At 65.0% G+C, this 26,793-nt stretch carries 23 protein-coding genes and 1 pseudogene; 14 read left to right on the top strand and 10 right to left on the bottom strand.

Going from position 1 to position 26,793, the window contains the following annotated elements; genetic code table 11:
- Window positions 1-91: 91 nt before the first annotated feature.
- On the bottom strand, window positions 92-1,345 hold the full coding sequence (locus ACFOM8_RS00120; RefSeq protein WP_377758238.1) for a glycosyltransferase family 4 protein: 1,254 nt from the start codon (window positions 1,343-1,345) through the stop codon (window positions 92-94).
- Between the two features lie 169 nt (window positions 1,346-1,514).
- On the opposite strand from ACFOM8_RS00120, the gene hisC reads away from it, so the two are divergent.
- Both hisC and ACFOM8_RS00110 read left to right on the top strand, forming a co-directional pair.
- Window positions 1,515-2,600 (top strand): histidinol-phosphate transaminase, encoded by a 1,086-nt coding sequence (gene hisC, locus ACFOM8_RS00115; RefSeq protein WP_377758237.1) that lies wholly within the window; start codon window positions 1,515-1,517, stop codon window positions 2,598-2,600.
- A complete protein-coding gene (locus tag ACFOM8_RS00110; RefSeq protein ID WP_377758236.1) occupies window positions 2,597-3,517 on the top strand; it encodes a prephenate/arogenate dehydrogenase family protein in 921 nt (306 codons plus the stop codon). Before hisC ends, ACFOM8_RS00110 begins: the two co-directional genes overlap by 4 nt.
- A gap of 180 nt (window positions 3,518-3,697) precedes the next feature.
- On the opposite strand, the gene ACFOM8_RS00105 is transcribed toward ACFOM8_RS00110, so the two are convergent.
- On the bottom strand, window positions 3,698-4,639 hold the full coding sequence (locus ACFOM8_RS00105) for a DUF2125 domain-containing protein (RefSeq protein WP_377758235.1): 942 nt from the start codon (window positions 4,637-4,639) through the stop codon (window positions 3,698-3,700).
- Between the two features lie 70 nt (window positions 4,640-4,709).
- Here ACFOM8_RS00105 and ACFOM8_RS00100 point away from each other — a divergent pair, with 70 nt between their 5' ends.
- The 3 genes from ACFOM8_RS00100 to ACFOM8_RS00090 all read left to right on the top strand — a co-directional run bounded on the left by ACFOM8_RS00100 (window position 4,710) and on the right by ACFOM8_RS00090 (window position 8,411).
- Window positions 4,710-5,267, top strand: coding sequence for a gamma-glutamylcyclotransferase (locus ACFOM8_RS00100; protein ID WP_377758234.1), 558 nt, complete (start codon window positions 4,710-4,712; stop codon window positions 5,265-5,267).
- Between the two features lie 219 nt (window positions 5,268-5,486).
- Window positions 5,487-6,725, top strand: a complete 1,239-nt coding sequence (locus ACFOM8_RS00095; RefSeq protein WP_377759145.1) for a biopolymer transporter ExbB — start codon at window positions 5,487-5,489, stop codon at window positions 6,723-6,725.
- 3 nt (window positions 6,726-6,728) lie between these two features.
- Window positions 6,729-8,411: a peptidoglycan -binding protein gene (locus tag ACFOM8_RS00090; RefSeq protein WP_377758233.1), complete on the top strand. Its 1,683-nt coding sequence runs from the start codon at window positions 6,729-6,731 to the stop codon at window positions 8,409-8,411.
- On the opposite strand, the gene ACFOM8_RS00085 is transcribed toward ACFOM8_RS00090, so the two are convergent.
- Both ACFOM8_RS00085 and ACFOM8_RS00080 read right to left on the bottom strand, forming a co-directional pair.
- Window positions 8,412-9,434 carry a YihY/virulence factor BrkB family protein gene (locus ACFOM8_RS00085; RefSeq protein ID WP_377758232.1) on the bottom strand — a complete coding sequence of 341 codons (1,023 nt, stop codon included), beginning with the start codon at window positions 9,432-9,434 and terminating at the stop codon, window positions 8,412-8,414.
- A gap of 24 nt (window positions 9,435-9,458) precedes the next feature.
- Window positions 9,459-10,175, bottom strand: a complete 717-nt coding sequence (locus ACFOM8_RS00080) for a hypothetical protein (protein ID WP_377758231.1) — start codon at window positions 10,173-10,175, stop codon at window positions 9,459-9,461.
- 146 nt (window positions 10,176-10,321) lie between these two features.
- Here ACFOM8_RS00080 and purB point away from each other — a divergent pair, with 146 nt between their 5' ends.
- From purB to gap, 4 genes are all read left to right on the top strand, one after another.
- Window positions 10,322-11,644: an adenylosuccinate lyase gene (gene purB, locus ACFOM8_RS00075; protein WP_377758230.1), complete on the top strand. Its 1,323-nt coding sequence runs from the start codon at window positions 10,322-10,324 to the stop codon at window positions 11,642-11,644.
- Window positions 11,645-11,704: 60 nt separating this feature from the next.
- Complete coding sequence (locus ACFOM8_RS00070) at window positions 11,705-12,715, top strand: FliG C-terminal domain-containing protein (protein ID WP_377758229.1); 1,011 nt, start codon at window positions 11,705-11,707, stop codon at window positions 12,713-12,715.
- A 41-nt stretch (window positions 12,716-12,756) separates the two neighbouring features.
- Window positions 12,757-12,900, top strand: a complete 144-nt coding sequence (locus ACFOM8_RS00065) for a hypothetical protein (protein ID WP_377758228.1) — start codon at window positions 12,757-12,759, stop codon at window positions 12,898-12,900.
- 88 nt (window positions 12,901-12,988) lie between these two features.
- The gene (gap, locus tag ACFOM8_RS00060) at window positions 12,989-13,990 is read left to right on the top strand and encodes a type I glyceraldehyde-3-phosphate dehydrogenase (RefSeq protein ID WP_377758227.1); all 1,002 of its coding nucleotides are present in this window, start codon (window positions 12,989-12,991) and stop codon (window positions 13,988-13,990) included.
- A 46-nt stretch (window positions 13,991-14,036) separates the two neighbouring features.
- Here the strand turns inward: gap and ACFOM8_RS00055 are convergent, their stop codons facing one another.
- Complete coding sequence (locus ACFOM8_RS00055; RefSeq protein WP_377758226.1) at window positions 14,037-14,336, bottom strand: antibiotic ABC transporter; 300 nt, start codon at window positions 14,334-14,336, stop codon at window positions 14,037-14,039.
- Between the two features lie 135 nt (window positions 14,337-14,471).
- Here ACFOM8_RS00055 and pyrC point away from each other — a divergent pair, with 135 nt between their 5' ends.
- From pyrC to ACFOM8_RS00040, 3 genes are all read left to right on the top strand, one after another.
- Window positions 14,472-15,515 (top strand): dihydroorotase, encoded by a 1,044-nt coding sequence (gene pyrC / locus ACFOM8_RS00050; protein ID WP_377758225.1) that lies wholly within the window; start codon window positions 14,472-14,474, stop codon window positions 15,513-15,515.
- A complete protein-coding gene (locus ACFOM8_RS00045; protein WP_377758224.1) occupies window positions 15,512-16,183 on the top strand; it encodes an orotate phosphoribosyltransferase in 672 nt (223 codons plus the stop codon). The genes pyrC and ACFOM8_RS00045 overlap by 4 nt, the downstream gene beginning before the upstream one ends.
- Window positions 16,184-16,290: 107 nt before the next feature.
- Window positions 16,291-17,778, top strand: a complete 1,488-nt coding sequence (locus tag ACFOM8_RS00040; protein WP_377758223.1) for a replicative DNA helicase — start codon at window positions 16,291-16,293, stop codon at window positions 17,776-17,778.
- A gap of 130 nt (window positions 17,779-17,908) precedes the next feature.
- Here the strand turns inward: ACFOM8_RS00040 and ACFOM8_RS00035 are convergent.
- From ACFOM8_RS00035 to ACFOM8_RS00015, 5 genes and pseudogenes are all read right to left on the bottom strand, one after another.
- A pseudogene (locus ACFOM8_RS00035) lies at window positions 17,909-18,189 on the bottom strand (transposase); the annotation flags it as partial.
- Window positions 18,190-18,438: 249 nt separating this feature from the next.
- Window positions 18,439-19,941, bottom strand: coding sequence for a TniQ family protein (locus ACFOM8_RS00030; protein WP_377758222.1), 1,503 nt, complete (start codon window positions 19,939-19,941; stop codon window positions 18,439-18,441).
- Window positions 19,938-20,951: a TniB family NTP-binding protein gene (locus ACFOM8_RS00025; protein WP_377758221.1), complete on the bottom strand. Its 1,014-nt coding sequence runs from the start codon at window positions 20,949-20,951 to the stop codon at window positions 19,938-19,940. The genes ACFOM8_RS00030 and ACFOM8_RS00025 overlap by 4 nt, the downstream gene beginning before the upstream one ends.
- The gene (locus ACFOM8_RS00020) at window positions 20,948-23,146 is read right to left on the bottom strand and encodes a hypothetical protein (protein ID WP_377758220.1); all 2,199 of its coding nucleotides are present in this window, start codon (window positions 23,144-23,146) and stop codon (window positions 20,948-20,950) included. Before ACFOM8_RS00020 ends, ACFOM8_RS00025 begins: the two co-directional genes overlap by 4 nt.
- Window positions 23,143-23,832, bottom strand: coding sequence for a hypothetical protein (locus ACFOM8_RS00015; RefSeq protein WP_377758219.1), 690 nt, complete (start codon window positions 23,830-23,832; stop codon window positions 23,143-23,145). The genes ACFOM8_RS00020 and ACFOM8_RS00015 overlap by 4 nt, the downstream gene beginning before the upstream one ends.
- A 677-nt stretch (window positions 23,833-24,509) precedes the next feature.
- Between ACFOM8_RS00015 and ACFOM8_RS00010 the strand changes: the two genes are divergently transcribed.
- Complete coding sequence (locus ACFOM8_RS00010; RefSeq protein WP_377758218.1) at window positions 24,510-24,752, top strand: 3-keto-5-aminohexanoate cleavage protein; 243 nt, start codon at window positions 24,510-24,512, stop codon at window positions 24,750-24,752.
- Window positions 24,753-25,181: 429 nt separating this feature from the next.
- Window positions 25,182-26,192: a purine-nucleoside phosphorylase gene (locus ACFOM8_RS00005; protein ID WP_377758217.1), complete on the top strand. Its 1,011-nt coding sequence runs from the start codon at window positions 25,182-25,184 to the stop codon at window positions 26,190-26,192.
- The last annotated feature ends 601 nt before the right edge of the window (window positions 26,193-26,793 follow it).

The following is a 26,793-nucleotide window of genomic DNA, read 5'->3' as shown; positions in this document are numbered from 1 at the left end:
CCGCCGGCGGTCAAGCACCAGCCTGCGCCGGAAGGGAAAGCCGGTCAACCTCGTCGGCGGGGCTGCCCGAGGTTCCGCCTGGCGTCCAAGGTCAAGAGGTCTTGCCGGAGGCCGGAACGGTCCGCGAGGGCTGCGGCTTCGCGACCGAAAGGGCCTCGTGGTAGTAAACGATCATCTGGTCGATCTTGGCCTGCCAGTCGAACCGTTCCCGGACGACCCTTTGCCCTTCGGCGCCCATGCGCCTCCGACGGTCCGGATCGCCCGCCAGCTTGGCGAAGGCTTCCGCAAGGCGGCCCGGAAAGCTGGCCCGGGGCGAGGGATCGACAAGGATGCCGGACCGTTCGTCAAGATAATCCAGGGGACCGCCCCAGGCGCTGGCGACGACCGGCAGCCCCATGGCCATGGCCTCCAGCACGACCGCGCCGCCGCATTCGCACAGGGAATTCAGAACCAGCGCATCAGCCTGCCCGATCACGGCCGCGCAGCGTTCCTGAGGAACAAAGCCGTGAAAGCGCACATGATCGCCAAGGTGCAGTTCCTGCGCCAGCGACACAAGCGCCGCCCGTTCGGGACCGTCGCCGATCACGTCCAGCGTGACCTTCGCACCGGAGGCCCGGGCCAGGGCAACCGCCTCCAGCGTGATGTCCACCGCCTTCCAGTCGACAAGCCGGCCCAGGAAGACCAGCCGAAGCCGCCCCGCCCCCTCGCCCGTTGCTTGCCGCATCGAAGGCGGGGACTGCCATCGGTCCAGATCGACGCCGTTTTCGACCAGCATGCGGATCCGGGGATGATTCGGATCGGGCAGTGCCGCGCGTGTCCGCTCATTGGCCACCAGAAGAAGCGAGGCGTTGAGCTTGCCGCGCATCAGATGGTTCATCATCCGCAGCCCGAACCGTGCCGCGTCCTTGACGCGCCGCCGCGCCGCGCCGCCTCCGCCATGGTAATCCGGGGGATAGTCGATAGCGCCGTTCATCGGCCCGATGACCAGCGGCAGGCCGAACCGGTGCAGCCTGTTGGGGATCGCGGGGGACACCGGGGTGGTCTGGTGGATCAGGTCGATCTCGCGGTCCCGGACCAGCCTGGCGATGACGCGGCTCTGGAAGACCTCGTTCAGCGCCGTCATCATGGTGCTGAGCAGCACGGTTCCGCTGAAGGCGCGCAAGGCGAGCCTGTGCCATCGCGTGTCGGGAATGAAATGGACCCTTGCCGGGTCGAACTCCGCAAGCGTCTGAAGTTCCTGCCGGTTTCGTTCATGGGCAAGCAGATGAACGACATAGCCGCGCCGGGTCAGCAGCCGGAAATAGTTCAACGGCAGGATCGCCTCTCCGCCAAAGCGCGCGGACACGTTTGGGGCGACGATAAGAACGCGCGGCTTGGCCAGACAGGACATGGAAACGGACAGCACAGGAAACAACGGATCCCCTTGTTGTCCAAAACCCGTCCCGAGACAAACGAATTTGCGATCTTCCCCAGGCAGGCGTCACGGAATAAAGGCAGGGCAAAGGAAAATCATCATGCCGATCAAACCACGCCCGGGAATCATGGACATCGCGCTTTACGTCAGCGGCGAAAGCCGGCTGCCGGGGCGCGGCGACGTGCTGAAGCTGTCGTCGAACGAAAACCCGCTGGGGTGCAGCGACAAGGCGAAGACGGCCTATGCCGCGGCGGCGGCGGATCTGCACCGCTATCCGAACACCGATCACGGCCCCCTGCGCCGCGCCATCGGCGAGGTTCACGGCCTGGACCCCGACCGGATCGTCTGCGGCGTGGGCTCGGACGAGGTGCTGCAATTCGTGGTCCATGCCTTTGCCGGCGTTGACGACGAGGTGATCACGACCGAGCACGGCTTTTCCATGTATCCGATCCTGGCCCGCATGGTCGGCGCGGTTCCCGTCACCGTTCCCGAGGATACGCGCCGCATCGACGTGGACGCGATCCTGGCGGCCGTCACGGACCGGACGCGGATCGTCTTCATCGCCAACCCGGCCAATCCGACCGGCACCATGCTGACCCCGGACGAGGTGCAGCGCCTGGTGGACGGGCTGCCCCCCGCGGTTCTGCTGGTCCATGACGGCGCCTATACGGAATTCGCGTCCGGCGATGGCGGCGCGGGACTGGTCGACCGCCACCCGAACGTCGTGATGACGCGGACCTTTTCCAAGATCCACGGACTTGGGGGCCTGCGCATCGGCTGGGGCTACGGCGCGCGCGAGATCATCGACGTGCTGAACCGCATCCGCCAGCCCTTCAACCTGTCGAACGCCCAGATGGCCGCCGCCGAGGCCGCGGTCCGGGACACCGCCTTTCGCGACCAGTGCGCCGACCTGAACGCCCGGATGCGCGACCGGCTGCGCCAGTCGCTGGTCCAGATGGGCATCGGCTGCGACGAAAGCTTCGCGAATTTCGTGCTGGCCCGCTTTGCAGACCCGGCCGAGGCCGAGGCCGCCGACGCCGCCCTGCGCGGCGATGGCATTCTGGTGCGCCGCGTCGCGGGATACGGCCTGCCCGCCGCCTTGCGCATCACCGTGGGCGACCAGGATGGCGTCAGCCGCGTTCTGGACTGCCTGGGCCGCTTCATGTCGGAACGGGGCCGCGCATGACCGTGATCTATGACCGCGTGGCGCTGATCGGGCTTGGCCTGATCGCCGGGTCCATGGCCCATGCCATCCGCGAGGGCGGGCTTGCGCGCGAGGTGGTGGGCTTTGCCCGCAGCGCGGAAACCCGCGGCACCGCCCGCGAGATCGGGTTGTGCGACCGCATCGCCGACAGCGCGGCCGAGGCCGTGGCGGGGGCCGACCTGATCGTTCTGGCCGTCCCGGTGGGCGCCATGGGCGCGGTTGCGGCGGACATCGCGCCGCATCTGAAGCCGGGGGCGACGGTCACGGATGTCGGCTCGGTCAAGCAGTCGGTCATCGACGCCGTGGCCCCGCACATCCCCCCAGGCGTGCATTTCGTGCCCGGCCACCCCTTGGCGGGCACCGAACATTCCGGTCCCCGCGCGGGCTTTGCCAGCCTGTTCCGCAACCGCTGGTGGCTGCTGACCCCCCTGCCCGACAGCGATCCGCAGGCGGTCGCGCGGCTGTCGGATCTGGTCCGCGCCATGGGCGCCAAGACCGACAGCATGGAGGCCGCCCATCACGACCTGGTTCTGGCCGTGACCAGCCACGCGCCGCACCTGATCGCCTATACGATGGTGGGCGTGGCCGACCACCTGCGCCGCGTCACGGACGAGGAGGTGATCCAGTATTCCGCCGCCGGGTTCCGCGACTTCACCCGCATTGCTGCCAGCGACCCGACCATGTGGCGCGACGTGTTCCTGCACAACAAGGAGGCGACGCTGGACATCCTGGGCCGCTTCACCGAGGAACTGTTTGTTCTGCAACGCGCCATCCGCATGGGCGACGGCCAGCAGCTGTTCGACTATTTCACGCGCACCCGCGCCATCCGCCGCGGCATCATCGAGGCCGGCCAGGACACCGCCGCACCCGATTTCGGACGCGTCGCCACTGGCGGCTAGGCCGGACGCGACACGCGCTTGCAAGCCCGCTCGGGTCCGGCGCGGTTCTTTGGGGGTGGCGGAATGGCGGCGTCACACGCGGGCAAGATAACGCGGCGTTTCCTCATCGTGCCCGTGCAGGCAGGCGTGCAGGCAGGCAAGCTGCCCTTCTTCTTCCGATCCCCCGAATGCGGACGCTTTTCAAGGCACGGGCCAGGCTGGGGCCGCCCCGATCTCGATCGTGCCGAGATACATCCGACCCCCGCGCATTTCCAGCGGGATGCGGACCTGACCCTGGGCCGCGGGCGGCATGACCGGCCATTCTTCCCCGCCGCTCGCGAAATCCATCTGTCCGATCCTGTTCAGCATGGCCCGCGCCAGCAGGCGGACATTCGGCGGGATCAGCCCCGCCCCGATCGCCGCATCCAGCATGGCGGCGGCATCGCCGCTGTAAAGCGCGACCCGCCCCTGGGCCAGACCGTCCGCGCCCTTGCTCAATTGCCCGGCCAGCCGCACGGTGAAACCGCCGGTGTCGATCTCAAGCCCCTCGGTCATCACGCCCAGCACGGCGGGCGGCGCTTGGGTCGCAAGGCCGGGGGCGCGATCCAGCCACAGGCGCAGCCCGCCGGTTGCGGACCTGGCCTGCGGCAGGCGCAGGTCGGGAAGGTCGATCCGCACCTGAAGGGGATGGCCGGAAAGCCGGTCGTCCGCCACCCTGCGCGCCGTCACGCCGCCCTGCCCGGACAGCGGCGCGCCGTCCAGCGCCAGGGCCGCAAAGGATGCGCTTGCCTGCCTTGCCGCGCCCAAAGGCGACAGCGTCACGGCTGCAACGGCATCCTCCATCCCGATCTGCCGCCGGCCGGCCGGGGCATCGAGAAAGGCCGCTGCGGGCAGCTCGGCCCGCAGGGTCGTCGGCGCCAGCGGCGTCACCCACAGATCCAGGCCTGGCAAGACCAGCGGCCCCGCCCGCGTCGGCAGCGTGGCGCCCGACAGCGCCAGCCCAAGGCGTCCCCATCCGGGTTGCGGGGCGATGCCGTCCGCCTGCACGTGCCGCCGCGCCTGCGCGACCAGCAGGGGCTCGGCCGCGAACCACACTCCGGCAAGTGCCAGCGCGATGATTGCAAGCAGCCTTGAAATCCTCATCCGCCCACCTGTCCCCTTCCGTCATGGCACGCGCCGTCCTAACTTTCGGTGAATGGACGGGTTCGGGACGATGCGAAAGATTGAATGGGTTTTCGGCTACGGATCGCTGATCTGGGATCCGGGCTTTTCGCCGGTCGAAAGCGCGCGGGCCTGGGTGACGGGCTATGCCCGCAGCTTCTGCCTGCGGTCGATCCAGCATCGCGGCACGGCGGCGCTGCCGGGGCTGGTGCTGGGCCTCGACGCGCAGCCGGGCGGCGAATGCAGCGGCCTGGCGCTGCGCATCGCCGAGGCCGACCATGACGAGGTGCTGGCCTATCTGCGCGCGCGGGAACTGGTGACGGACGCCTATCAGGAGGCGATCCTGCCCTTGCGGCTCGAGGACGGCCGCCGGATCGAGGCGCTGGCCTATGTCATGCGGCGCGATCACGTCCAGTATGCGGGCGGGCTGGATCTGGCCGAACAGGCGCGGATCATCGCCCGGGCGCAGGGCGGACGCGGCCCCAACGCCGATTACCTGTTCAACACCGCCGCGCATCTGGCGCAGATCGGCCTGGCCGACGCGACAATGGACCATCTGACGGACGAGGTGCGCAAGCTGCTGGAAAGCGATGGAAACCCACCGGTCTGAACGTCGGATCGCTTGGCAAGCGAAGGGGTGCGCCCTACACTCTCGGCTGACAGTGTATGGCCATGGGAATGCGACCAGTTGACCGACCCGACCAGCAGCCAGCGGCCTGACCAGTCCGCCCTTCCGCACCGCACGGGCGCGGCGAACCGGCGGATCACCGCGACCCGGGCGCCAGCACCCGTCGGCCCGCATTTCACGCAGCCCGTGCGCCAGATCGTGATGATGGTCACGGTGCTGGCCCTGGTGCTGGCGGGCGGCTGGATCGCCTATGGCCGCATCCTGCCGATCTTCCGCGCGAACCTGTGGCTGAACGGCCTGATCCTGGCCGTTTTCGCCCTGGGTGTCCTGGCCTGCTTCTGGCAGGTGGGCCAGCTGATCCGCTCGGTCAGCTGGATCGAGCGGTTCGCCGCCCGCCGCGGCAATGCGGTCGAAAAGGGCATCGCGGCGCGGGGCGGGCTGGACACCAGCGACCAGCCCCCGCGCCTTCTGGCGCCCCTGGCCGCGCTGCTTGGCACGCGCGGGGCGGCAGGCGGGGTCATCTCGACCGGCGCGGCGGCCTCGATCCTCGACTCGGTGGCGACCCGCATCGACGAGTTGCGCGACATCACAAGATACCTGGCTAACCTGCTGATCTTCCTGGGTCTTCTGGGAACCTTCTATGGCCTGGCGACGACCATCCCCGCCGTGGTCGAGACGATCCGCACCTTGGCCCCGCAGCAGGGCGAAAGCGGCATCCAGGTCTTCGACAAGCTGATGAGCGGGCTGGAATCCCAGCTGGGCGGCATGGCGACCGCCTTTTCCTCGTCGCTGCTGGGCCTTGCCGGATCGCTGGTCGTCAGCCTTCTGGAGCTGTTCGCCACCCACGGCCAGAACCGCTTTTACCGCGAGCTGGAAGAATGGATGTCGGGCTTCACCCGCGTCAGCCTGGCAGGGTCAGAAGGCGATGCCGTCGATCAGGCCGCCCTGGCCGGGTTTCTGGAACAGATGGCGGCCCAGATGGACCGCTTGCAGCAGTTGCACGCCGAACGCGACCTGCAACGCGACGATGCCGCCGCCATGGCGGACGAACGCGTGGTGGTGATGGCCCAGGCCATCGAGGCGCTGGTCCAGCGCAGCGAGGCCGAGCAGGAAGCCTCCCTGTCCCGCATCGCCGGGCTGACCGAGGCGCTGTCCCGGCTGGCGGACGGACAGGAACGGCTGGTCGGCGGGCAGGACCGGCTGGTTGATCTGGTCCGAAGGGAAACGGAACGTCCCGCGGCGGCAGCCCCCGACCTGAGCGGGATCGAGGCCGCGCTGAACCGGCTGAGCAAGGATCTGACCGAAGGCCGGGACGAGATGGTGGCCGAACTGCGCTCGGACATCCTGGTTCTGACCCGCGCGGTTCGCGCGGCGCGCTTCAACGATCCGTTCCGCGACGATCTTCTGCGCGACCCGCTTGTGTCGCGGGACAGGGCCTGAGCCATGGCCCTGCGCCGCGCCGCATCCTCGGGGCACCGCTTTTCCGCCAATATCTGGCCGGGCTTTGTGGACGCCCTGGCCACGCTGCTGATGGTGCTGGTCTTCGTGCTGACGATCTTCACCGTGATGCAGTCAGTGCTGCGCGAACAGATCACCGACAAGGACGACACCATCGCCGAACAGGACCAGACGATCGCCGGACAGACACGCACGATCTCGGCCCAGGAACGGCGGCTGGAACAGCTTGGCCAACAGGTTTCGGCGCTTGGAAAGGCGCTGACCGCGTCCGAGGATCGCAGCGCGGACCTGGAAGGCCAGCTTGCCGATGCCGAGGCCGAGGCGCGCGACCGCGCCGCCCGCATCGCGCGGCTGTCCTCGCAACTGGAAAGCAGCCGGGGCGAACTGGCGCAGGCGCGGTCCCGCCTGACCGATTTCGAAGCCGAGGTCGCGGCGCTGATGGCCGCACGCGCGGCCGACCGGGAACAAGCCCGCGCGCAGCAGCGGCAAGCCCAGGCACGGCTGGAGGAGCAGCAAAGCCGCGCCGGGGCCGCGGAACTGGCGGTGGCTGCCGCCCGCCGGGAAATCGACGCCCAGGCCGAACAGGCGCGCCTTGCCGCCGCCCGCCGCGAGGCGCTGGAAGCCCTGCTGGCCGATCTGCGCCAGAAGACCGAAATGGCCGAGGCCAAGGCCGGCGAATTGCAAGCGCAGCTGACCGAGGCGGAGGCGGCCCGGCTGACCGATGCCGAGGCCGCGCGCGCCTTGCGCGAACGGCTGGAAAGCGCGGATGCCGAACTGACCGCCATGACCCTGGCGCTGGAGGAAAGCCGCAAGCGCGCCGAGGAAACCCTGACCCTGCTTGCCGCGGCCGAGGCGGCGCGCGACGAGGCGACCGCCCGGGCGGCCCGCAGCCTGACCGAGGCCGAGCGTCGGGCCGCGCTTCTGGCCACGGCGGAAAAGGCGCTGTCCGACCAGAAGGCCCTGTCGGAGGACGGCCAGCGGCGGGTCGCGCTGCTGAACGAACAGGTGGCCTCGCTGACGGCGCAATTGGGATCGTTGCAGGCGCTTCTGGACGCCGCGGGGGATGAGCAGAAGCAGGCGGAACTGCGCGTCGAGACTCTGGGGCAGCAGTTGAACGCCGCCCTGCTGCGCGCGGCCGAGGAAACCGACCGCCGCCTGACGCTGGAGGAACAGGCCCGCCAGCGCGCCGAGGAGGAAGCCAAGGATCTGGCCCGCTATCGGTCGGAATTCTTCGGCCGCCTGTCCGAGATCCTGTCCGGGCGCGAGGGCGTGCAGGTGGTGGGCGACCGCTTCGTCTTCCAGTCCGAAGTGTTGTTCCCGCCTGGCGCCACGACCCTGTCCCCCGAGGGGCGCGACCAGATCGCCCGGGTGGCGCGGATGCTGTCCGACATCGCGGACGACATTCCGCCGGAAATCGACTGGATCATCCGGGTGGACGGCCATACCGACAGCACCCTCCTGTCCGGGACGGGGCGCTATCGCGACAACTGGGAACTGAGCCAGGCCCGCGCACTTGCCGTGGTGCGCTACATGACCGAAGACCTGGGCTTTCCGGCCAACCGCCTTGCGGCCACGGGCTTTGCCGACACGCGGCCCGTCACCCAGGGCACGACGCCCGAGGCGCTGGCGGCGAACCGGCGCATCGAGCTGAAGCTGACCGAACGCTGATCACTTTTGTTCAGCCTTCCGGTTGTCGGGCACGCCTGCCAGCTTCTTCAGATGGCGCTCGATCTCGGAATTGACTTCGGCGCCGACCAGAACCACGGTCGATGCGAACCACAGCCACATCATCAGCGCAATCACCGCGCCCAAGGATCCATAGGTTTCGTTGTAGTCGGCGAAATTCGCGGCATACCAGCTGAACAGGATCGACGTGATCACCAGCCCCACGGCTGCAAGCACCGCGCCGGGCGAAATCCAGCGCCAGCGGGAATCCGGCACGTCGGGACCCCAACGGTACAGCGCCGCGAGCGCCAGGATCAGCACCCCGAACATGATCGGCCAGCGGACAACCGCCACCCAGGTGCTGGTCGATTCGGCCAGCGGCAGCATTTGCAGAACGATCGGAATAACGGCGATCACGCCCAGCATCAGAACGATCAGCACCAGCCCGCCTAAGGTAAACGCCATGGACACCACGTTCAGGCGAAGGAATCCGCGCGTTTCGGCCTGGAAAAAGGCCACGTTCAGCGCCGACAGCAAGGCCTTCATGCCGCCGTTGGCGGAATAAAAGGCCACCAGCAGCCCGCCAAGGCCTGCCAGCGACAGCACGGTGCCCGGCGACGAGGTAATCGCCTCGACCTGGCCGCGGATGATGTCCAGCGCGCCCTGCGGCAGGAAGCTTTGCAGCAGGTCGAGATGCCCGGAAATCGTCGCCGGGTCGGCCACCAGCCCATAGATGGACACCAGCGCCGTGATGGCGGGGAACAGCGACAACAGGCCGAAAAAGGTGATCCCGCCCGCCACCGCCGTCACGCGGTCGGTGCCGATCTGGTTGAAGGTCGATTTCGCGATCTCCATCCAGTCGTCCTTGCCCAGGTCGCGCAGCCCGACATCCTTGCCCGCCGGACGGGGCCGCGACGGGCTGTCGGCGTCAGGCGTCCCGTCGGTCTTCATTCCGAACCGCTTGCGGGTCGGATCGTCCAGATCGCCGAACAGGGCATCCAGGACGCCAGGCGTGCTGCTTCTCATGGCGCTTTCCCTGTCTTCTGTCGATCAAAGCCGATGCGCGCGATCCGAATCGCCCGGGTCCCGCTGCGCGGACCTCGGCCTTTCGCCCCGCAGGGCCGCGCGCAACTGGTCCGCGGTATCGGCGAACTCCGCCACGACCTCGGTCGCCTGGCGCGCCACGCTGCGAAAGCCGTCCATGGCCATCGACAGCGACTTGGCCACGCCTTCAAGGCTTTCGGACAGCTTGGTCGACGTGTGGATCAGATCCTCGACGAAATTGCCCTTGGGCTTGGAGGCCTTGGGCTTTTGCGCAGGACGATGCTGCGAGGCCTCGGCCCGCAGGCGGCTGACCTCCTGGTGGTCGGCATGTTCCTGGGCGCGGACGCGGCGGCGCATCGCCTCGCGCTCGTGCTCGTCCATCTCGACAAAGCGCGGGGCCTGGAACTTGCGGCGGTGATGCGAGGCGTAGGAATCGCCGGAAACGGCGTCGGCGATCTTGCGCACGGCCAGAACGGCCGCCGCCGTGCCGCCCGCGACGCCAACCGCGATCCCGCCCCAGACGGCGATCTTGGCCCCCAGAGAGGGCGTCGGAAAGGACGAGCGGCCATCGGGCGAAACCTTCCCCGAGGCGATCACGCGCCGCGCCTGGACGGACGGCCTGGGCCCATGATGCCCCGGGGGCACGGGGCGGGGGCCGAACCGGGTTTCGCTGGTGCGGTCGGCTTCGGTCAGCGGGCGGTCGTCGTCGTGAGTCGGATGCATGGCTTTTCTCCGGTCTTGTCGGATAGGTCGAATCCTCAACAGCTTGCGCCGCCGGAATGTTCCCGTGCCGCGCCGGGAGGAAATCGAAAACTTGCCGCCGGGTCATTGCGCCGCTATTCCCGCCCCAACCGGAAAAGAGGCCCGCCATGATCCCCCGCTATGCCCGCCCCGCCATGACCGCCATCTGGTCGCCCGAGACCCGTTTCCGCATCTGGTTCGAGATCGAGGCCCATGCCTGCGACGCCCAGGCCGACCTGGGCGTGATCCCCCGCGAGAACGCCCAGGCCGTCTGGCGCGCCAAGGACGTCGAATTCGACGTGGCCCGCATCGACGAGATCGAGGCCGTCACAAAGCACGACGTGATCGCCTTTCTCACCCACCTGGCCGAGCATGTCGGCGCGGACGAGGCGCGCTTCGTCCACCAGGGGATGACCAGCAGCGACGTTCTGGACACGACGCTGAACGTCCAGCTTGTCCGCGCCGCCGACATCCTGCTGGCCGATCTGGACCGCGTGCTCGAGGCGCTGAAGCGGCGCGCCTATGAACACAAGGACACGGTGCGCATCGGGCGCAGCCACGGCATCCACGCCGAACCGACCACCATGGGCCTGACCTTCGCGCGCTTCTACGCCGAGATGGACCGCAACCGGAACCGTCTGGAAAAGGCCCGGTGGGAGGTCGCGACCGGCGCCATCTCGGGCGCGGTCGGCACCTTCGCCAACATCGACCCGGCGGTCGAGGAGCATGTCTGCGCCAAGCTGGGCCTGCGCCCCGAGCCGATCAGCACCCAGGTCATCCCGCGCGACCGCCACGCGATGTTCTTCGCGACCCTTGGGGTGATCGCCAGCAGCATCGAGAACATCGCCATCGAGATCCGCCACATGCAGCGGACCGAGGTTCTGGAGGCCGAGGAGTTCTTCAGCCCCGGCCAGAAGGGCTCGTCCGCGATGCCCCACAAGCGCAATCCGGTCCTGACGGAGAACCTGACCGGCCTGGCGCGGCTGGTCCGCATGGCCGTGATCCCGGCGATGGAGAACGTGGCCTTGTGGCACGAACGCGACATCAGCCATTCCTCGGTCGAACGCGGGATCGCGCCGGACGCGACGATCACGCTGGACTTCGCGCTGAACCGGCTGACGGGCGTGATCGACAAGCTGGTCGTTTATCCCGACAACATGCTGCGCAATATGAACAGGTTCAAAGGGCTGGTGATGTCGCAGCGGGTGCTTCTGGCGCTGACCCAGGCTGGCGTCTCGCGCGAGGACGCCTATCGCCTGGTGCAGCGAAACGCCATGAAGGTCTGGGAACAAGGCGCTGATTTCAAGGAAGAACTGTTGGCGGATCCCGAAGTGACGGCCGCCCTGTCCCCGGCCCAGATCGAGGAGAAGTTCGATCTTGGCTATCACACCAAGCATGTGGACACGATCTTCCGCCGGGTGTTCGAAACCGACCAGAAGCATCCGGCGTAAACCGCATGTTAGGGAAGCCGTGCCAGACTGATTCCAGCGACGGTCAATCTGGACAGGGCCATGACGATACAAACGGCATTGAACCAAAGGCAAAAGGCGGCGGTGATCGTCCGCCTTCTTCTGGATGACGACGAGGCGTCGAGCCTGTCGCGCCTGGACAGCGAAAGCCAGACCCTTCTGGCCGAAGAAATGGCGGGGATGGAGCTGATAGACCGCCAGACCCGCGACGCGATCATCACCGAATTCTGCGACCGCCTGGAAGCTGTCGGCGTGACCTTTCCGGGCGATCTGGACGGCACGCTGGCGATGCTGGGCCAGCAGCTGTCCGAGGACAGTACCGACCGGCTGCGCCGCCGCGCGGTGATCCAGGGCCGGGGCGATCCCTGGATCCGCATCGCGGCCCTGCCCGCGCCCGCCATCCTGTCGCTTGCCAATTCCGAGGCGGTCGAGATGGTGGCCCTGATGCTGTCCAAGCTGCCGGTCGAACGCGCCTCCGAGGTGTTCGTGGGCCTGCCCCGCGAAAGGGCGCGGGCGGTGGCGCAGGCCATGTCCATGACGGCGGGGGTCACGCCCGAATCGCTGCACCGCGTCGGCCTGGTGCTGCTGCAAGCGGCCGAGGCCCTGCCCCGGCCGGCGCTGTCCACCCCCGCGACGGACCGGATGGGGGCGATCCTGAACTTCGCCACCGCCGACCTGCGCGACGACGTTCTGGACAGCCTGGACCGCCACGACGCCGAATTCGCGGGCAGCGTGCGCAAGGCGATCTTCATCTTCGCCCATATCCCCGCCCGCGTCCTGCCCCGCGACATTCCCCGCATCATCCGCGAGGTCGAGCAGCCCGTCCTGGTCCGCGCGCTTGCCGCCACCGGCGAAGCCGAGGCCGCGGCGGCCGAGTTCATCCTGGCGAACCTGTCGCAGCGCATGTCCGACGGCCTGCGGGAGGAACGCAACGACCTGGGCAAGCTGCGCTCCTCGGACATCGAGGAGGCGATGACCGAGGTCGTCTCGGCCATCCGCCGGCTGGAGGAAGCGGGCGAGATCACGTTGATCCTGCCTCAGGACGACGAGTAAGGATGCTTGCGCCGTCCCCGCGCCCGGCGGATAAGGCGGACATGACCAACGCCATCGCCATCGCGCTTTTGGTTCTGATCCTGGGGCTGTTCGCCGCCGACCAGTTGTGGCTTCAATGGCAGTTGCCGCTGATGGCCGCCCGCATGGCGGACGGATTGATCGAATATCTCAGCTTCTGGCGCTAACACGCCGCCGGCAGGCCGCGCGGCATTTGCATCAGCCGAAACAGCGCGATACGAGAGGCGCAACGTCACTTGGTCGGGAGAGAGAACCATGGCTGTCAAAGTTGCGATCAACGGTTTCGGGCGGATCGGCCGGAACGTCCTGCGCGCCGTCATCGAATCGGGCCGCACCGACATCGAGGTCGTCGCGATTAACGATCTGGGCCCCGTCGAAACCAACGCGCATCTGCTGCGCTATGACAGCGTGCATGGCCGCTTCCCGGCGGAAGTCAAGGTCAACGGCGATTCGATCGACGTGGGCCAGGGTCCGATCAAGGTCACGGCGATCCGCAACCCGGCCGAACTGCCCTGGGGCGACATCGACGTGATCATGGAATGCACAGGCATCTTCACGTCCAAGGACAAGGTTCAGCCGCATCTGTCAACCGGCGCCAAGCGCGTGCTGATCTCGGCTCCCGGGGACAATGCCGACAAGACCATCGTTTTCGGCGTGAACGACGACACGCTGACGGCCGAAGATCTGGTCGTGTCCAATGCAAGCTGCACCACCAACTGCCTGTCGCCCGTCGCCAAGGTGCTGAACGACAGCATCGGCATCGCCAAGGGCTTCATGACCACGATCCACAGCTATACCGGCGACCAGCCGACGCTGGACACCATGCACAAGGACCTGTACCGCGCCCGCGCCGCCGCCCTGTCGATGATCCCGACCTCGACCGGCGCCGCCAAGGCTGTCGGCCTGGTGCTGCCGGAACTGAAGGGCAAGCTGGACGGCGTGGCGATCCGCGTGCCGACGCCCAACGTCTCGGTCGTGGATCTGGTGTTCGAAGCCGGCCGCGACACCTCGGTCGAGGAAATCAACGCCGCGATCAAGGCGGCGGCCGACGGCCCGCTGAAAGGTATCCTCGGATATACCGAGGAAAAACTGGTGTCCTCGGACTTCAACCACGACCCGCATTCCTCGGTCTTCCACATGGACCAGACCAAGGTGATGGAGGGCCGCCTGTGCCGCATCCTGACCTGGTACGACAACGAATGGGGCTTCTCGAACCGCATGTCCGACACGGCGGTCGCGATGGGCAAGCTGATCTGATCGCCTGCCTTGAACCGTGGCGGCGGGGGAAAACCCCGCCGTCGCCTTACCGGACCCGGCCCAACCGACGCGAGTTGGCGCGGGTCCGCTTGCCGTAAGGCCGCAGGGCGGCGGCCATCATGCGCTCGGCGCTGTGCCCGCGGGCCGCGGCCTGGGCGATGGCGAACAGCGACTCGGTCGCGGCGGCCTGCTTTTCGGCGACCATGACAAAGGGTTCTCCCGGGGCCTGCGCCATGATGCCCATCATTCCCGCCGTCCGAAGGCCGATCACCATCTGCGCCTCGACGGCCATCCGGGCGAATTGCGTCCAAAGGCGGACGGGGTTCTTCGGCATCATCGGGAACATGGCGTCATCCTTTGGATCATCTGCTCAATCTGGCGTGACGCAAACGTCAGGACAAGGGCAAGCGTTGCACGGCTGCCTGCCATTTTGTGCATGACGCGCTTGGCAATGCCCGCCCGCGCTGTATAGAGGCAGCCCATGACCGACCGCATCACCCTTCGCCGCCCCGACGACTGGCACCTGCACCTGCGCGACGGCGCGATGCTGGCCGCCGTCGCCCCCCATTCCGCCCGTTTCGGCCGCGCGATCGTGATGCCGAACCTGGTGCCTCCGGTCGTCACCGGCGCCCAGGCCGCCGCCTATCGCGACCGCATCCTGGCAGCCCTGCCGGACGGCGCCGCATTGCAGCCGCAGATGACGCTTTATCTGACCGACGCGACCGATCCCGCCGATGTGGTGGCCGCCTTCCAGGACGGCATCATCCGCGCCGTGAAGCTTTACCCCGCCGGCGCCACGACCAATTCCGCCAGCGGCGTGACCGATTTCGACCGCGTTCAGCCCGTGCTGGAGGCGATGGCCGAGGCTGGCGTGACCCTTTGCGTCCATGGCGAAGTGACCGATCCGGCGGTGGACATCTTCGACCGCGAGGCCGTCTTCATCGACCGCGTGCTGGATCCGCTGCGCCGCCGCACCCCCGGCCTGCGCGTGGTGATGGAGCATATCACCACCAGCGACGGCGTGGCCTATGCCCGCGCTGGCGGAGACGACCTGGCCGCCACGATCACCACGCATCATCTGGTCATCAACCGCAATGCCATCCTCGCCGGCGGCATTCGCCCCCATTACTACTGCCTGCCGGTCGCCAAGCGCGAATCGCACCGCCTGGCGCTGCGCGAGGCCGCGACGGGCGGCGAGTCGCGGTTCTTCCTGGGCACCGACAGCGCCCCGCACGCCGACAGCGCCAAGCTGCAACCCTGCGGCTGCGCGGGCTGCTTCACGGCACCGAACACAATGTCGATCCTGGCCCAGGTCTTCGAGGACGAGGGCGCGCTGGACCGGCTGGAAGGCTTCGCCAGCCTGCACGGCGCCGCCTTCTATCGCCTGCCGCCGAACGAAAGCCGCGTCACGCTGATCAGGCGCGGCACCCCCGCCACCTATCCCGCGCAGATCGACGCGGGCGCCGAGACCGTCACCGTCTTCGATCCCGGCTTTCCCCTTTACTGGCATCTGGAGGACCGATGAGCCTGACCTTTCCCGCGCGCGAGGAGATCGCCCGGCTGTCCGCCCGGATGCTGCTGGAAATCAAGGCCGTCGATTTCAACGCCGAGACCCCCTTCACCTATGCCTCGGGGTTGAAGGGTCCGACCTATGTGGACTGCCGCCGCATCATCAGCTTTCCACGGGTGCGCCGCACGCTGATGGATTTCATGGCCGCGACCGTCATGCGGGACGCGGGGTTCGAGGCCTTCGACAACGTCGCGGGCGGCGAGACGGCGGGCATCCCCTTCGCCGCCATGGTCGCGGAACGGCTGGGCCTGCCGATGACCTATGTGCGCAAGAAGCCCAAGGGCTATGGCCGCAATGCCCGGATCGAGGGGGCGATGACCGAGGGCCAGCGCGTGTTGCTGGTCGAGGATCTGACCACCGACGGCGGCAGCAAGCTGTCCTTCGTGGACGCGATTCGCGACACCGGGGCGACCTGCGCGCACACGGCCGTGGTCTTCTATTACGGCATCTTCCCCGAAACGACGCAGCGTCTGGCCGATCATGGGGTTTCCCTGCATCACCTCTGCACCTGGTGGGACGTGCTGGCCGAGGCGAAGGCCCAGGCCGTCTTTGACGCGCAAACGCTGGCCGAGGTCGAGATCTTCCTGACCGATCCCCGCGCCTGGCAAGCCGCGAACGCCTGACTTATCCACAGTTGATCCACAGATCGGCCCCCCGAAATCGCGCCGCGCGGCGTTCCCCGCGCGGCGCATCGGGTGTAGAACGGGGGCAAGACCAAAGGGGGCAGCACATGACCAACCTGCGCGCCATCGTTCCGGGCCAGCCCGTCAGCGCCGAGGACACGCCGACGATCCCCTTTTCCCTTGAAGCCGAACAGCAGCTTCTGGGCGCGTTGCTGACCAACAACGACGTGTTCGACCGCGTCAGCCAGATCATCAAGCCCGATCATTTCTATCACCCGGTCCACGCCCGCATTTTCGAGATCTGCGCGGAACGCATCCGAAAGAACGCCCTTGCCAGCCCCGTCACCATCAAGGCGTTCCTGGAACATGACGAGGGGCTGAAGGAGCTGGGCGGCGCGCCCTATCTGGCGCGGATCGCGGGGGCGGCGATCAGCGCCTATGCCGCGCGCGACTATGCCCAGATGATTCGCGAATTCGCCCTGCGCCGGGAACTGATCCAGCTGGGCCAGGACATCTCGGCCCGCGCCGCCACGGTCGAGGTGGGCGACGAGGCCGAGGAGCAGATCAAGGCCGCCGAACAGACGCTGTACAAGCTGGGCGAGGCGGGCACGGCCGAGCGGGGCTTCCAGTCCTTTCTCAAGGCCGTGACGGGCGCGGTGCAGGCCGCGAACGCCGCCTATCAGCGCGACGGCAAGCTGTCGGGGATCTCGACCGGGCTGATCGACCTGGACGCCAAGATGGGCGGGCTGAACAATTCCGACCTGGTGATCCTGGCGGGACGCCCGTCGATGGGGAAAACCTCGCTGGCGACCAACATCGCCTTCAACATCGCCAAGGCCCACAAGACGGGCGAGCGCCCGGACGGGACGGTCGGCACGGTCGAAGGCGGCGTGGTGGGCTTTTTCAGCCTGGAGATGTCGGCCGAACAGCTTGCCGCGCGGATCCTGTCGGAAGCCGCCGAGGTGCCTTCGGAACGCATCCGCAGCGGCAACATGGACGAAGCCGAGTTCCGCCGCTTTGTCGAGGCCGCGCATGCCTTGCAGAACTGCCCGCTGTATATCGACGACACGCCCGCCCTGCCGATCAACCAGCTTGCCGCCCGCGCCCGCAAGCTGAAGCGGACGCATGGGCTGGACGTGCTGATGGTGGACTATCTGCAACTGCTGAAAGCCGCCTCGGCCAAGGACAGCCGCGTGAACGAGGTCAGCGAGATCACGCAGGGTCTCAAGGCCGTCGCCAAGGAGCTGAACATTCCCGTGATCGCCCTGTCGCAGCTGTCGCGGCAGGTGGAAAACCGCGACGACAAGCGCCCGCAACTGTCCGACCTGCGCGAGTCCGGGTCCATCGAGCAGGACGCCGACATCGTGATGTTCGTGTTCCGCGAGGAATATTACAAGGAACGCGAAAAGCCGTCGGACAGCGATCTGGACGCGATGGCGAAATGGCAGCAGGTCATGGAGCAATGCCACGGCAAGGCCGAGGTGATCCTGGGCAAGCAGCGCCACGGCCCTATCGGCACGGTCGAGCTGTCCTTTGAAGGCCAGTTCACCCGTTTCGGCAATCTGGCCAAGGACCGGCAGTCGCAATGGGACTAGCTGTTTGATCCCATGGTTTGATGGTGCGATCCTTTCTCAGGAATGGAAGGATGCCCTGGGGGACAAGTTCGTCACGAAAGCGCCACGACCACGCACGCTGTCAGAGCAGCAATACAACGATCGCAGGCTTAAACTGACCCCGATGCTCGGCCACAAACGCGTATCTCACTTTGCATCCCTGGCGAAATACGCGCTCGCCATTGTCCTCGGACCAATGGCGGACAATGGCGCGCCCGTTTTAAGGATGTCACGCTCCTCCGATACCCGGACCAGCTCTCGCTTCAGCCGACGGATCTCGGCATCCTTCACCGTATCACCCGACACTGCCTTTGCGAACCGGCGCTTCCAAGCATAGAGCGAATGCGTGCTGACACCGAGCCGCTCCGAAACCTCCTTCGCCGGATAGCCCCGCTAAACCCCGACTGCACAAACATAGCCCCCAGCCGGCAGCAGCTATGCTCCGAACAACATGTTATTCGGGGCATAGTTAGTGCCGAAGTCAAGGATTTTCCGTGCGAAAACAATGAGGTTAATACACCTAGGAGCAAAGGTTTTTGCAGTTTGGGACATAGTTTTCGTGGCGCTTCGAACCATGCGAAAGAAAAAGGGCCCGCATATACGGGCCCTGTGACAAGATTATCGAGTTGAACAAGAGTATTGCTAAGGCCGGTTGCCTACATGCCTCCCCGGTTGTCCTGCAGCCGCGAGCTCCGAGACGCTGACTCGAACAGCGTGAAGGCGGGTATCCCCTGGCAGGCGAAAGGCTTCGATTTTTCCTGCAAGCACAGCTTGCGTCAGATCCTCAGTTCGGCCGCCGTGACGTTGGCAGGCTTCTCCGATGGACAGAACCTTCTCACGCTGCGTATCATCAAACGGTGAGAGCTCCCCGATCCTCGAGAGCAGATCATCTAGGACGCGCCGTGCGAAAATGACCCTGCGCACGGCGCCCGGCGCGTCGGCCGGAATGACAGGTGGCAAGACCCCCGCGCGATACAAGGCCAATGTCTGGCTCTGCGTGCCGCCAATGTAGTCCGGCACCTGCGCAAGCGGGATCGCGGTCTCGTAATCCTTGATAAGCTGTTCCACCTCCTCAACGGGAAATACAAGGCGTCCGCTTTCACCGTCCGTAGCACCCTCGGGCACCAGTCCCAATTTCTGCAGCAGGCGGGACATGCGCCGGCGGTTGACTTTCAGCGTCATCGCAAGACTGATCACCGAGTGCAGGCGCCGTTTCCCCACCGGCTCGCCCAGGAGCCTCTCACCTGGCGCATACGCATCATGGTTCAGGATGTGCTCGCGCAGGATATCGCGCACAGGTCCCGGAGCGATCAGCTGCGACCGACGATCAAGCCAGTCGTAGAGGGCTCCATACATCGCCAAGGGTCCGGCATGAACGGCTGTGGCCGTGGCGCTCCTCCGTATCTCGTCGAGCGCCCCGTAGACCGCTCCGGCACCTTCCTCGTAGATTCGGAATCCAGTTGCCAACGCGGAACTCCTATCCCGCCGTGACAAGCGCCCGGGGCGGGCGCCTTGCCCGTGCTCCAGGACAATCCCGAGCATTTCCGATGCGTTCAGCACCTGCTCAATGCTTTGTCCATCCAGCCATCCGGGGCGATTCGACGACGACAGGCGCGCATGCAGCCAAGCAAGATGTCGTCCACCCTCAGCGTAAGACGTCGATGTCTCAGCCACATCAAGGCCTCCGACACATGCGACGGCATCGCGAATGTCGGCCGCGTCCCCAGGCGTAACCTCCACGAGGCTGGAACGGTGCCGCAGGCAGTCAGGTATTGGCAGAAAGCACCAGATGAGCCGATGGCGCCATTCGGCGGGCGGCCCATCCTCGCGCAAACAATGCGGGCAGAACTGCCGCACGTGGGTTGACAGAACATTCCTCGAGAAATCCTCCTCGCGGAAGGAATTATAGCGAGAGTATGTGCGGACTGTGCCAGCCTGGAGAGCACTGATATCTTCACCCACCGCAGCAGCAAATTTGGCCACCTCGTCATGGTGACCTGCTGCGAAGCGCGCCGGCCTCACCTCGTAATCTTCGAGCAGGCGCGACGTGCCTTGTCCGGTATGGAAGAAGGACAGGCGAGCGGCATAGGACTGGATAGTCTCAGCCGCATCGTAAGGAATGCGGGGCGTCAACAACTTCGTCACCAACCGCTCTCTGCGAGAAGCTTGCGCAGGTCCGACCAAGGCATGGGATCAAAGGGGCACGGCCCGTTGTCTTCTCCGCCATTCAGAATCCAGGTTCGGCGCGCATCCTCGATGCTTACGCCTTCCTTTCGATTAACTAGCGCACGACGAATGGTCATCTTGGCGAAGATGATCGAACGGCCCAGGCCCCCAGCCTGGGAAAACACGATACGCTCGGCGAAGGAAGGATCGTCCGGAAGCGAAAGATCAAGCTTCTGGCAGCATTTTTCGATGAAGCGCCTCAGCAGCTGCATGTCCCCACCTCCCGCGGCAAGAGACTGGAGGCGCTGGCACAGGCGATAACGACGAAACGTCTCGGGATCCGCTGCGATGCGGTCTTCGAGGTGATGCACGCCGGACAGGATGACGGCGACAGCCCCTTCCCCCTGCAACAGGTTCTTCAGGGTCTGGAGGGCTCCGGCAACATCTCGCCCCGCCCCTCCCCGCAGCAGGTGATGTGCTTCGTCGATCCACAGCATCGCAATCTCGAACTTCTTGAGGCGATGGCGGACGATAGCCCATGCTTCATGTGTCTTTGTGCGTTCCGCCAGCCGGCCATATCCCGTAGCAGCCGCGATATCTGAAGCAAGGCTCTTGATCGTGGCTTCCGGGGACACGGTGATGTGGAGATAGTTTCCTGCGGTGCCAGCGTTCATTTTCACGAAGCCGGGCAGTGCGAACAGGTTGCGCTGGATCATGACGGACTTGCCGTCCCCGGATGCGCCAATGACCTGCATGCCGCGCGTCTCTCCGTTCAGAGGATCGCGGATGGCGATCGGCAGGAGCGTGCCCTCGGGTCCGACCTGGAGGATGTCGCGCAGGCACTCCTGAAACTCGGCGTCGCGGGCATTCTTGAGGTAGCGGGCATCCAACCACGCAATGCGGCCCGGCAGGTCGGGCGGCGCGGGCGGGGCCGCGATCGCGGTTGCAGGCTGTGCGTCGCGTTCGATCATCGCCTTCATCGTTTTCATTCCATGATGTCGTCATCGTCGTCCAAGGACGTCGAGGTGGTGGGCGGAAAGGCGGTTGGGGTGGCTGACGGCATCAGCGACATGTCGGCTGCAGGTGCTGCGGCCTGAAGGTCTATGATGCCATCGAACAGGTCCATGTGCTCGGGCACGTCGAACTCGCGCTCGGCCGTCGACATGAACCGCATGAAGTCGGCCTCATAGCGGTCGTAGGTCCCGTCCGTGACGAACGTCGGCAGCAACCCCCGGAGCACTTTGCCCCGATGAGCCGCTGCATTTAGGTCCGCCAGCGCCCGCGCCTTTACGGCGTCTGAGCGGTCACGTTCGCCTGTGAGCCTGTAGCGAACCATCATCAGGTCGTCGAAGGACTTGCCGATCCACATCGGATCCGCTGACGTGACATTCATCCAGCGGTCTGGCCCGACTTTAACCGAGATCGTGCCGATGTCATGTGGCCACCAGGCCACTTCCAAGGACTTCTGCCGGTTGGGCGGCGCATAGTAGATCTTCATCAGATCATCGGTCTGATATCGGATGTGCATCATGGTGATGCCAGATGGGCCCAGCTTGCGAGTCCGGCGAATCCCGAAGACCTTGCGCAGTTCCTCGCGCGAGACAGCCTGGAGACGCGAACTGGTCTGGGACTGCGTCCAAGCCTCGGCAGGCGTGCGGCCCAGAAGGCCCGCATGTTCCGTATTGTGGTAGATATCGACGATCCATCGCACGAGCCAGTGAAGGAATTCGTCGATGGTCATTGACGCACGAGCCGCCGGGTCATTCTCTCCCCGAGCCACGACGTCGCTGAAGGTCCGCCCGGAGAACCGCTGCGCGAAGCCGAGATGGATCGTCCTGAAGAGCCGCTCGATGAACGGCCGGAGCCAAGGCTTCTTGGCGGGTGCACCGAGATTGACGATGCCGAGATCTGCCAGGAGGTCATAGACCTCGTCGCCAATGTAGTTTGGCCCACGGTCGAGCACGATCGTCTCGGGACGGCCATGCATGTGCCATGGCTCGTGCGCGCCGACCGCATCTGCGATTGGCGTCTTGTCCATAAAAATCATCTCGACGGTCTCCCGCAGAAGAGACGTCGTTCGGCTTGCCGAGATCTGCATGCCGACGATGCAACGGGTATGGACATCAAGGGCGGCGGAGAGGACGACGCGACGGGTCGAGCCATCCAGCCCGAGAATCGACCGTTCCTCAAGACGGAGCCAGTCCCAGACCCCGAGTCCCTTCAGGATGACCATGAGATCGAATGTGTATTCATCGATCTCCACCCGCTCGAGCGCACGGCTGGTTTTTACCCCGATCCCCAAGGCATGCATGTCGCGATACGCGACCTTCAGGCCTCGGGTTCGAATGGCATGGTCGAGCGGGGCAAGTGCATCGATGGCGCTATGGATGAACTCGTAACCCGGTCTGTTGAAGAACTTCCCAGGCGGGTTGCTCCGCGCAGCCTCGTCGTTCCGAACATCGATAACCGCTCTCACGCTGTCCACGATGGACGCGATCGAACAACGTTCTTCGTCCAGACGTTGACGTATTACAGATTGAACAAGTGCCTGTTCAGCCTCCGTATAGCGGCTCCCGCGGTTTCCAGAACTGATATATCTGTCGAACAGGGCGTTCTGGCCACCGCGCCGGAAGGCGCAATACCACTTGTAGATGTTGGCCGGGGACTTCGGCAGGTCGGACTGATCCCCCAGGTTCACCTTTGCGCCGCCCCGTTTGCCTGATGCGCCGGCCTCCTTCTTAAGATACTGGTTGTAGTAGACCGTGCCGAGACCGATGAGAATTTCACCCCGCGCGATGAAGCCGGCACGACTTTCTTCCAGGTCGCCATCGGAGATCATCTGCTGCGCCGCGGAAACGTAGCAGTAACGATGCTTCATGCGCGCAATTTCCGCCTTGGTGCGGTGGCTCCGGTCACGCTGCCCTTCGGCTGCAGCAGCAGAGGGGCGACGGATGATGCTCAAGCGCCCATTCCGATCGTAGCGGCAGAAGTCCTCATGAGACACGGTGTCGGAGATCGCAGGCAATACTTCGCCCGTGTTTGGATCAACGAATTCGTCCCAAACGACGAGGCAGGACGTAGTGCGAAGTTCCGCGACCTTGCCTCGGCGATTGTTCAGCTCGAACACGGCGCCTTTTTCGACGGGCACCTGCGCCGAAACCGCAAGATGGCTCCCCCTGCTCATGCTGCGGCCTTGGCATCATTGGCGGCAATCAGAGCTCGACCATCGATGCGCTCCTTGCGGACAAGCCTCAAATCGCCGCGGTGGATGGTCCGCGCGATGCCGAACAAGGTCACCCCATCCTGACGGCCCTGCTCCATCAAATGTTCCACCGTGACAGGCGCCTGCAGTCGAGCAGCGCGGTGGCTGATCGCAATGTCCTCCTCCTCGACAGGCCGACGGGCGGCGTGAAACAGCGTGGCGTTGTAAAGTTCGACCGGGTGAATGTGCTGTTCCGTAACCACGGCGATCCTGTCCACAACAGCGGGCATGGCAGCTTCCGCCACAGCCATGATGTGGGCGCGGAAGGTCGAACGCGCGGCGATATAGAACGGCTTCACGACGATCCCGATCCGCATGCCTCCTTCGAAGGTTGCTCTATAATCGAGATGATGATGGCCGATCTCCCCGTTCTGCTTGCGGAAAGCGATCGGCGCGATCTGTTCTTCCAAGTCAACGAAGCCAGGGCGATAAACGGTGCAGAGCGCCGCCTTGAACTCGAGCAGACTTTCGAACCCGACGCGCTGCGGCTTCTCCACGCCGAAGACAAATTCTCCGACGAAGTGGCCCTGCGACGCCTTCGGAATCGCGCGGACCGCGCGGCTGTTCGCCGGGTCGGGCAGGTAAAACGTAGAAGCCGGAAGCTTCATGGGTTGGATTTCCTTCGACAATAGAATGCGAACCCTGCTCTGGAGACCGGTGCAGGTTGGGATGAGACGAAGTTGCTGGAAATGTCGACGGAACCACTTGCGCTCTTCTATCGAGAGCTTACCTTCAAGGTCGATTCTACGGGTTCGCCCGTCAACTTCCCGCCCGGCCTTGTGCCGGGCTTTTCTTTTCATCGGTTGATCAGTTCGGAAGTCACCTCAGTGTCGTTGTCGATGGCCCTATTGATTCCGAGTCCCTGTGAAAAAAGAAAGCCACTTGACAAGGTTATCCACAACCAAGCGGGCGAACGTCCTGTTCTTCCAAGTTCCTGATCCGCATCAGAAACTTTTTCGCAAATTCCGGCATCATGGGTTTCTAGACCTGCTCATGCGCTGGCGGCGAGCAAACGTAGGAGGCCCAAGGAGGAGTGGGATAGCGGGCAGGCAAGTCCGACGCGGTGAGGCTGTGTTTTTCGCCGGAGGAACAAAACGGCTACCTTCTTCCCATATCGAATCATGTCAATGGCGGGTTCGAGAGGACAATGTGATCCAACAGTCTGTGGAGAGCCTTCTTCCGCTCCAGATCGCTATTTTTTCTCGGCGAATCAGGCGGATCGGCTCCCCTCACCATTTAGATCACATGATCGAGTTGCGACCTGGTAGAATCAGTGCCTCCCCGAATGGCTGATCAAGCCGCACTTCGTGATCCAAACCGTGAGGGGTGTCCTGAGTGGGGTCGGCCTAGCGCCGAGAACCTGATGGTCATGCGCCAAACGGCCGACCGCCTCTTCGGCCACGACGCCTATGAGTTCTCGGTGCTGGCGGCTGGACGGCACCAGATGCCCCTTTCCACGATAGGCGCAATCTTGGGCAGCCATGTTGGCGTGGGGCTGGAGGATAGCCGGTCTCTGGGTGGAGGGTAGCCAGCGGTGCCCTGTGCTGAACAGGTCAGCAAGGGCCGGCGCGTTCAGACAGAGCTGTCGCTGGACATTGAGACCTCAGCAGATGCCGCCCCCTGCCGGGCCCGAAGGGCTCGCCCGGCTGACACATGTGACTGCAGTCTGCAGATGACCCTGTTCGCAATGGTTTTTCAACAGGCCAGTTGCCTGCGGCACAGCATAAGCATGTCGGGACAGGTGATGATCTTTGAGCAGAGGGATTGACTGCCTGCCGATCCCGAAGTTCAAGGACAGCACTTCGCAAGGTTCGCACGATAATGGCTGTTCTGACCGAAATTCCCGCAGGGGCGCCTGACAATCGCCCTGTCTTGCTCTATCCTCGCAGTTGTCCTTGCTGACAGGTGCCGTGGCTGATGTCGGCGTGCCTGTCCGCAGCAAAAAAGGAGAGCAACCATGCATGTCCTTACCAGCTCCCTAGCGGTTTCGGCCCTTGCTCTCGCCTTGGCGGGAGCGTCATCGGCCGAGCCGATCCAGGTCAAGGTGTTCGTGGGCTCCATGTTCGAAATCGGCGAGAACACCGGCGATCGTGCCGGTGAGTATCAGCACTGGTATAAGCGCTACTGGCTGGACGCAGAGGCAACTGACGTGCCGGGTGCCTTTGCGCCCGTCCACTGCAATGACGATGGCGTCTGCGGTTCGGTCTTGGGAATGGGCAAGGTCAATGCATCTGCCTCGATGCAGGCCATCCTGCTGAACCCGGACTACGACTTCTCCCAGGCCTATTATTTGATCACCGGGGTCGCGGGAACACCGCCCTCCAGGGGAACCATCGGCGACGTGGTGTGGGGAAGCTGGCTGATCGACTATGACCTCGGTCATCGCTGGGCGCCTGAAGAGGGCGAGCCGGGCACACCCGTCTTCATGCCACGCAAGGGCTACGAGGATTACCGCGTGCATCAGTTGAACCCGGATCTTGTGGCCTGGGGCGTTCACCTGTCATCGGACATCGAGCTGAAGGACTCGGAAGAAGCACGGACCTATCGGATGCGGTATCCGGATGAAGCCGCACAGGCCGCTCCTACGGTAAAGGTCGGCACGCACATGACCGGTGATACCTTCTTCCACGGACCAGGGTTGTCGGCAGAGGCGCAATACATGGCCGATCTTTACGGAGCCGATGACTACCTGGTCACCGAGATGGAGGACAATGCCATCGCCCAGGTCATCAAGCGCCTGCATGGAACCGACCGGATCGCGGCCATCCGGGGTTCAGTAAACTTCGACCAGGGCAATCCGAATGAGACCACCCTGCAGCACCTGGACCCCGCACCGGGTGAGACAGCGGGCGGCTTTGCGGAAACGGTCGAGAACATCGCCTTGGTGGGTGCGCCTCTCGTAGATCAGATCGTCAGCGAGTGGGAGACGTGGAAGGACGGCGTGCCGGAAGCACCGGAAAACAACTGACCTGCAACCCGTTCAAAGCGAGTTCGGCTGTCCTCGAAGAGAGGAGATTTCCTCGTCTCTGTTACCCTTTTTGGACGTAGCCTGAGCTGCAATCCGTCCGACAAGTTGTAGCTGACCGAGGAAGTGAAGCGCGATACGGCCGGTTTACATGATCGACCGCGGTCGAGGTCGTTGACTTTTCGTCTGGCGCTCGTAGTCTCGCCTCATGATCCAGTTCTGCTCATCTCGTCTCATACGCTGACCGTCCCGTCCCTGTTCGGGGCGACAACGGATGATGCGTGCGAGCCAGTTCGGATCTCTTCCAGACAGCATTCGTCAAGCTTGATGTGATGACTTCAGCTTCGCAGCGCTTCCTCCATTTCCTGCTATTTTCTGATCCGTGGAGGCCCAAGTGTCCAAGTTCCCCATCATGCATGCAAGATCGCCCCAGCTTTCGAGCACAGATATCGCAGCGCGTCTGACCGAGTTTTTAACCGCGATGCGCCAGCAGCGTCGGATGAAGGCCCAAGCCGAAGCCGGCGAACTAGAGCACGTTGCGCCATTCCCGATTCAGGATACCCCTGTGGCTTGATCTGTGATTCCCTGCCTGCATGACAGATGG

This window comes from Paracoccus angustae (assembly GCF_042648745.1).
Lineage (GTDB): Bacteria > Pseudomonadota > Alphaproteobacteria > Rhodobacterales > Rhodobacteraceae > Paracoccus > Paracoccus angustae.
The sequence above is the reverse complement of the archived record's forward strand: the minus strand, read 5'-3'. Positions and strand labels throughout refer to the sequence as shown.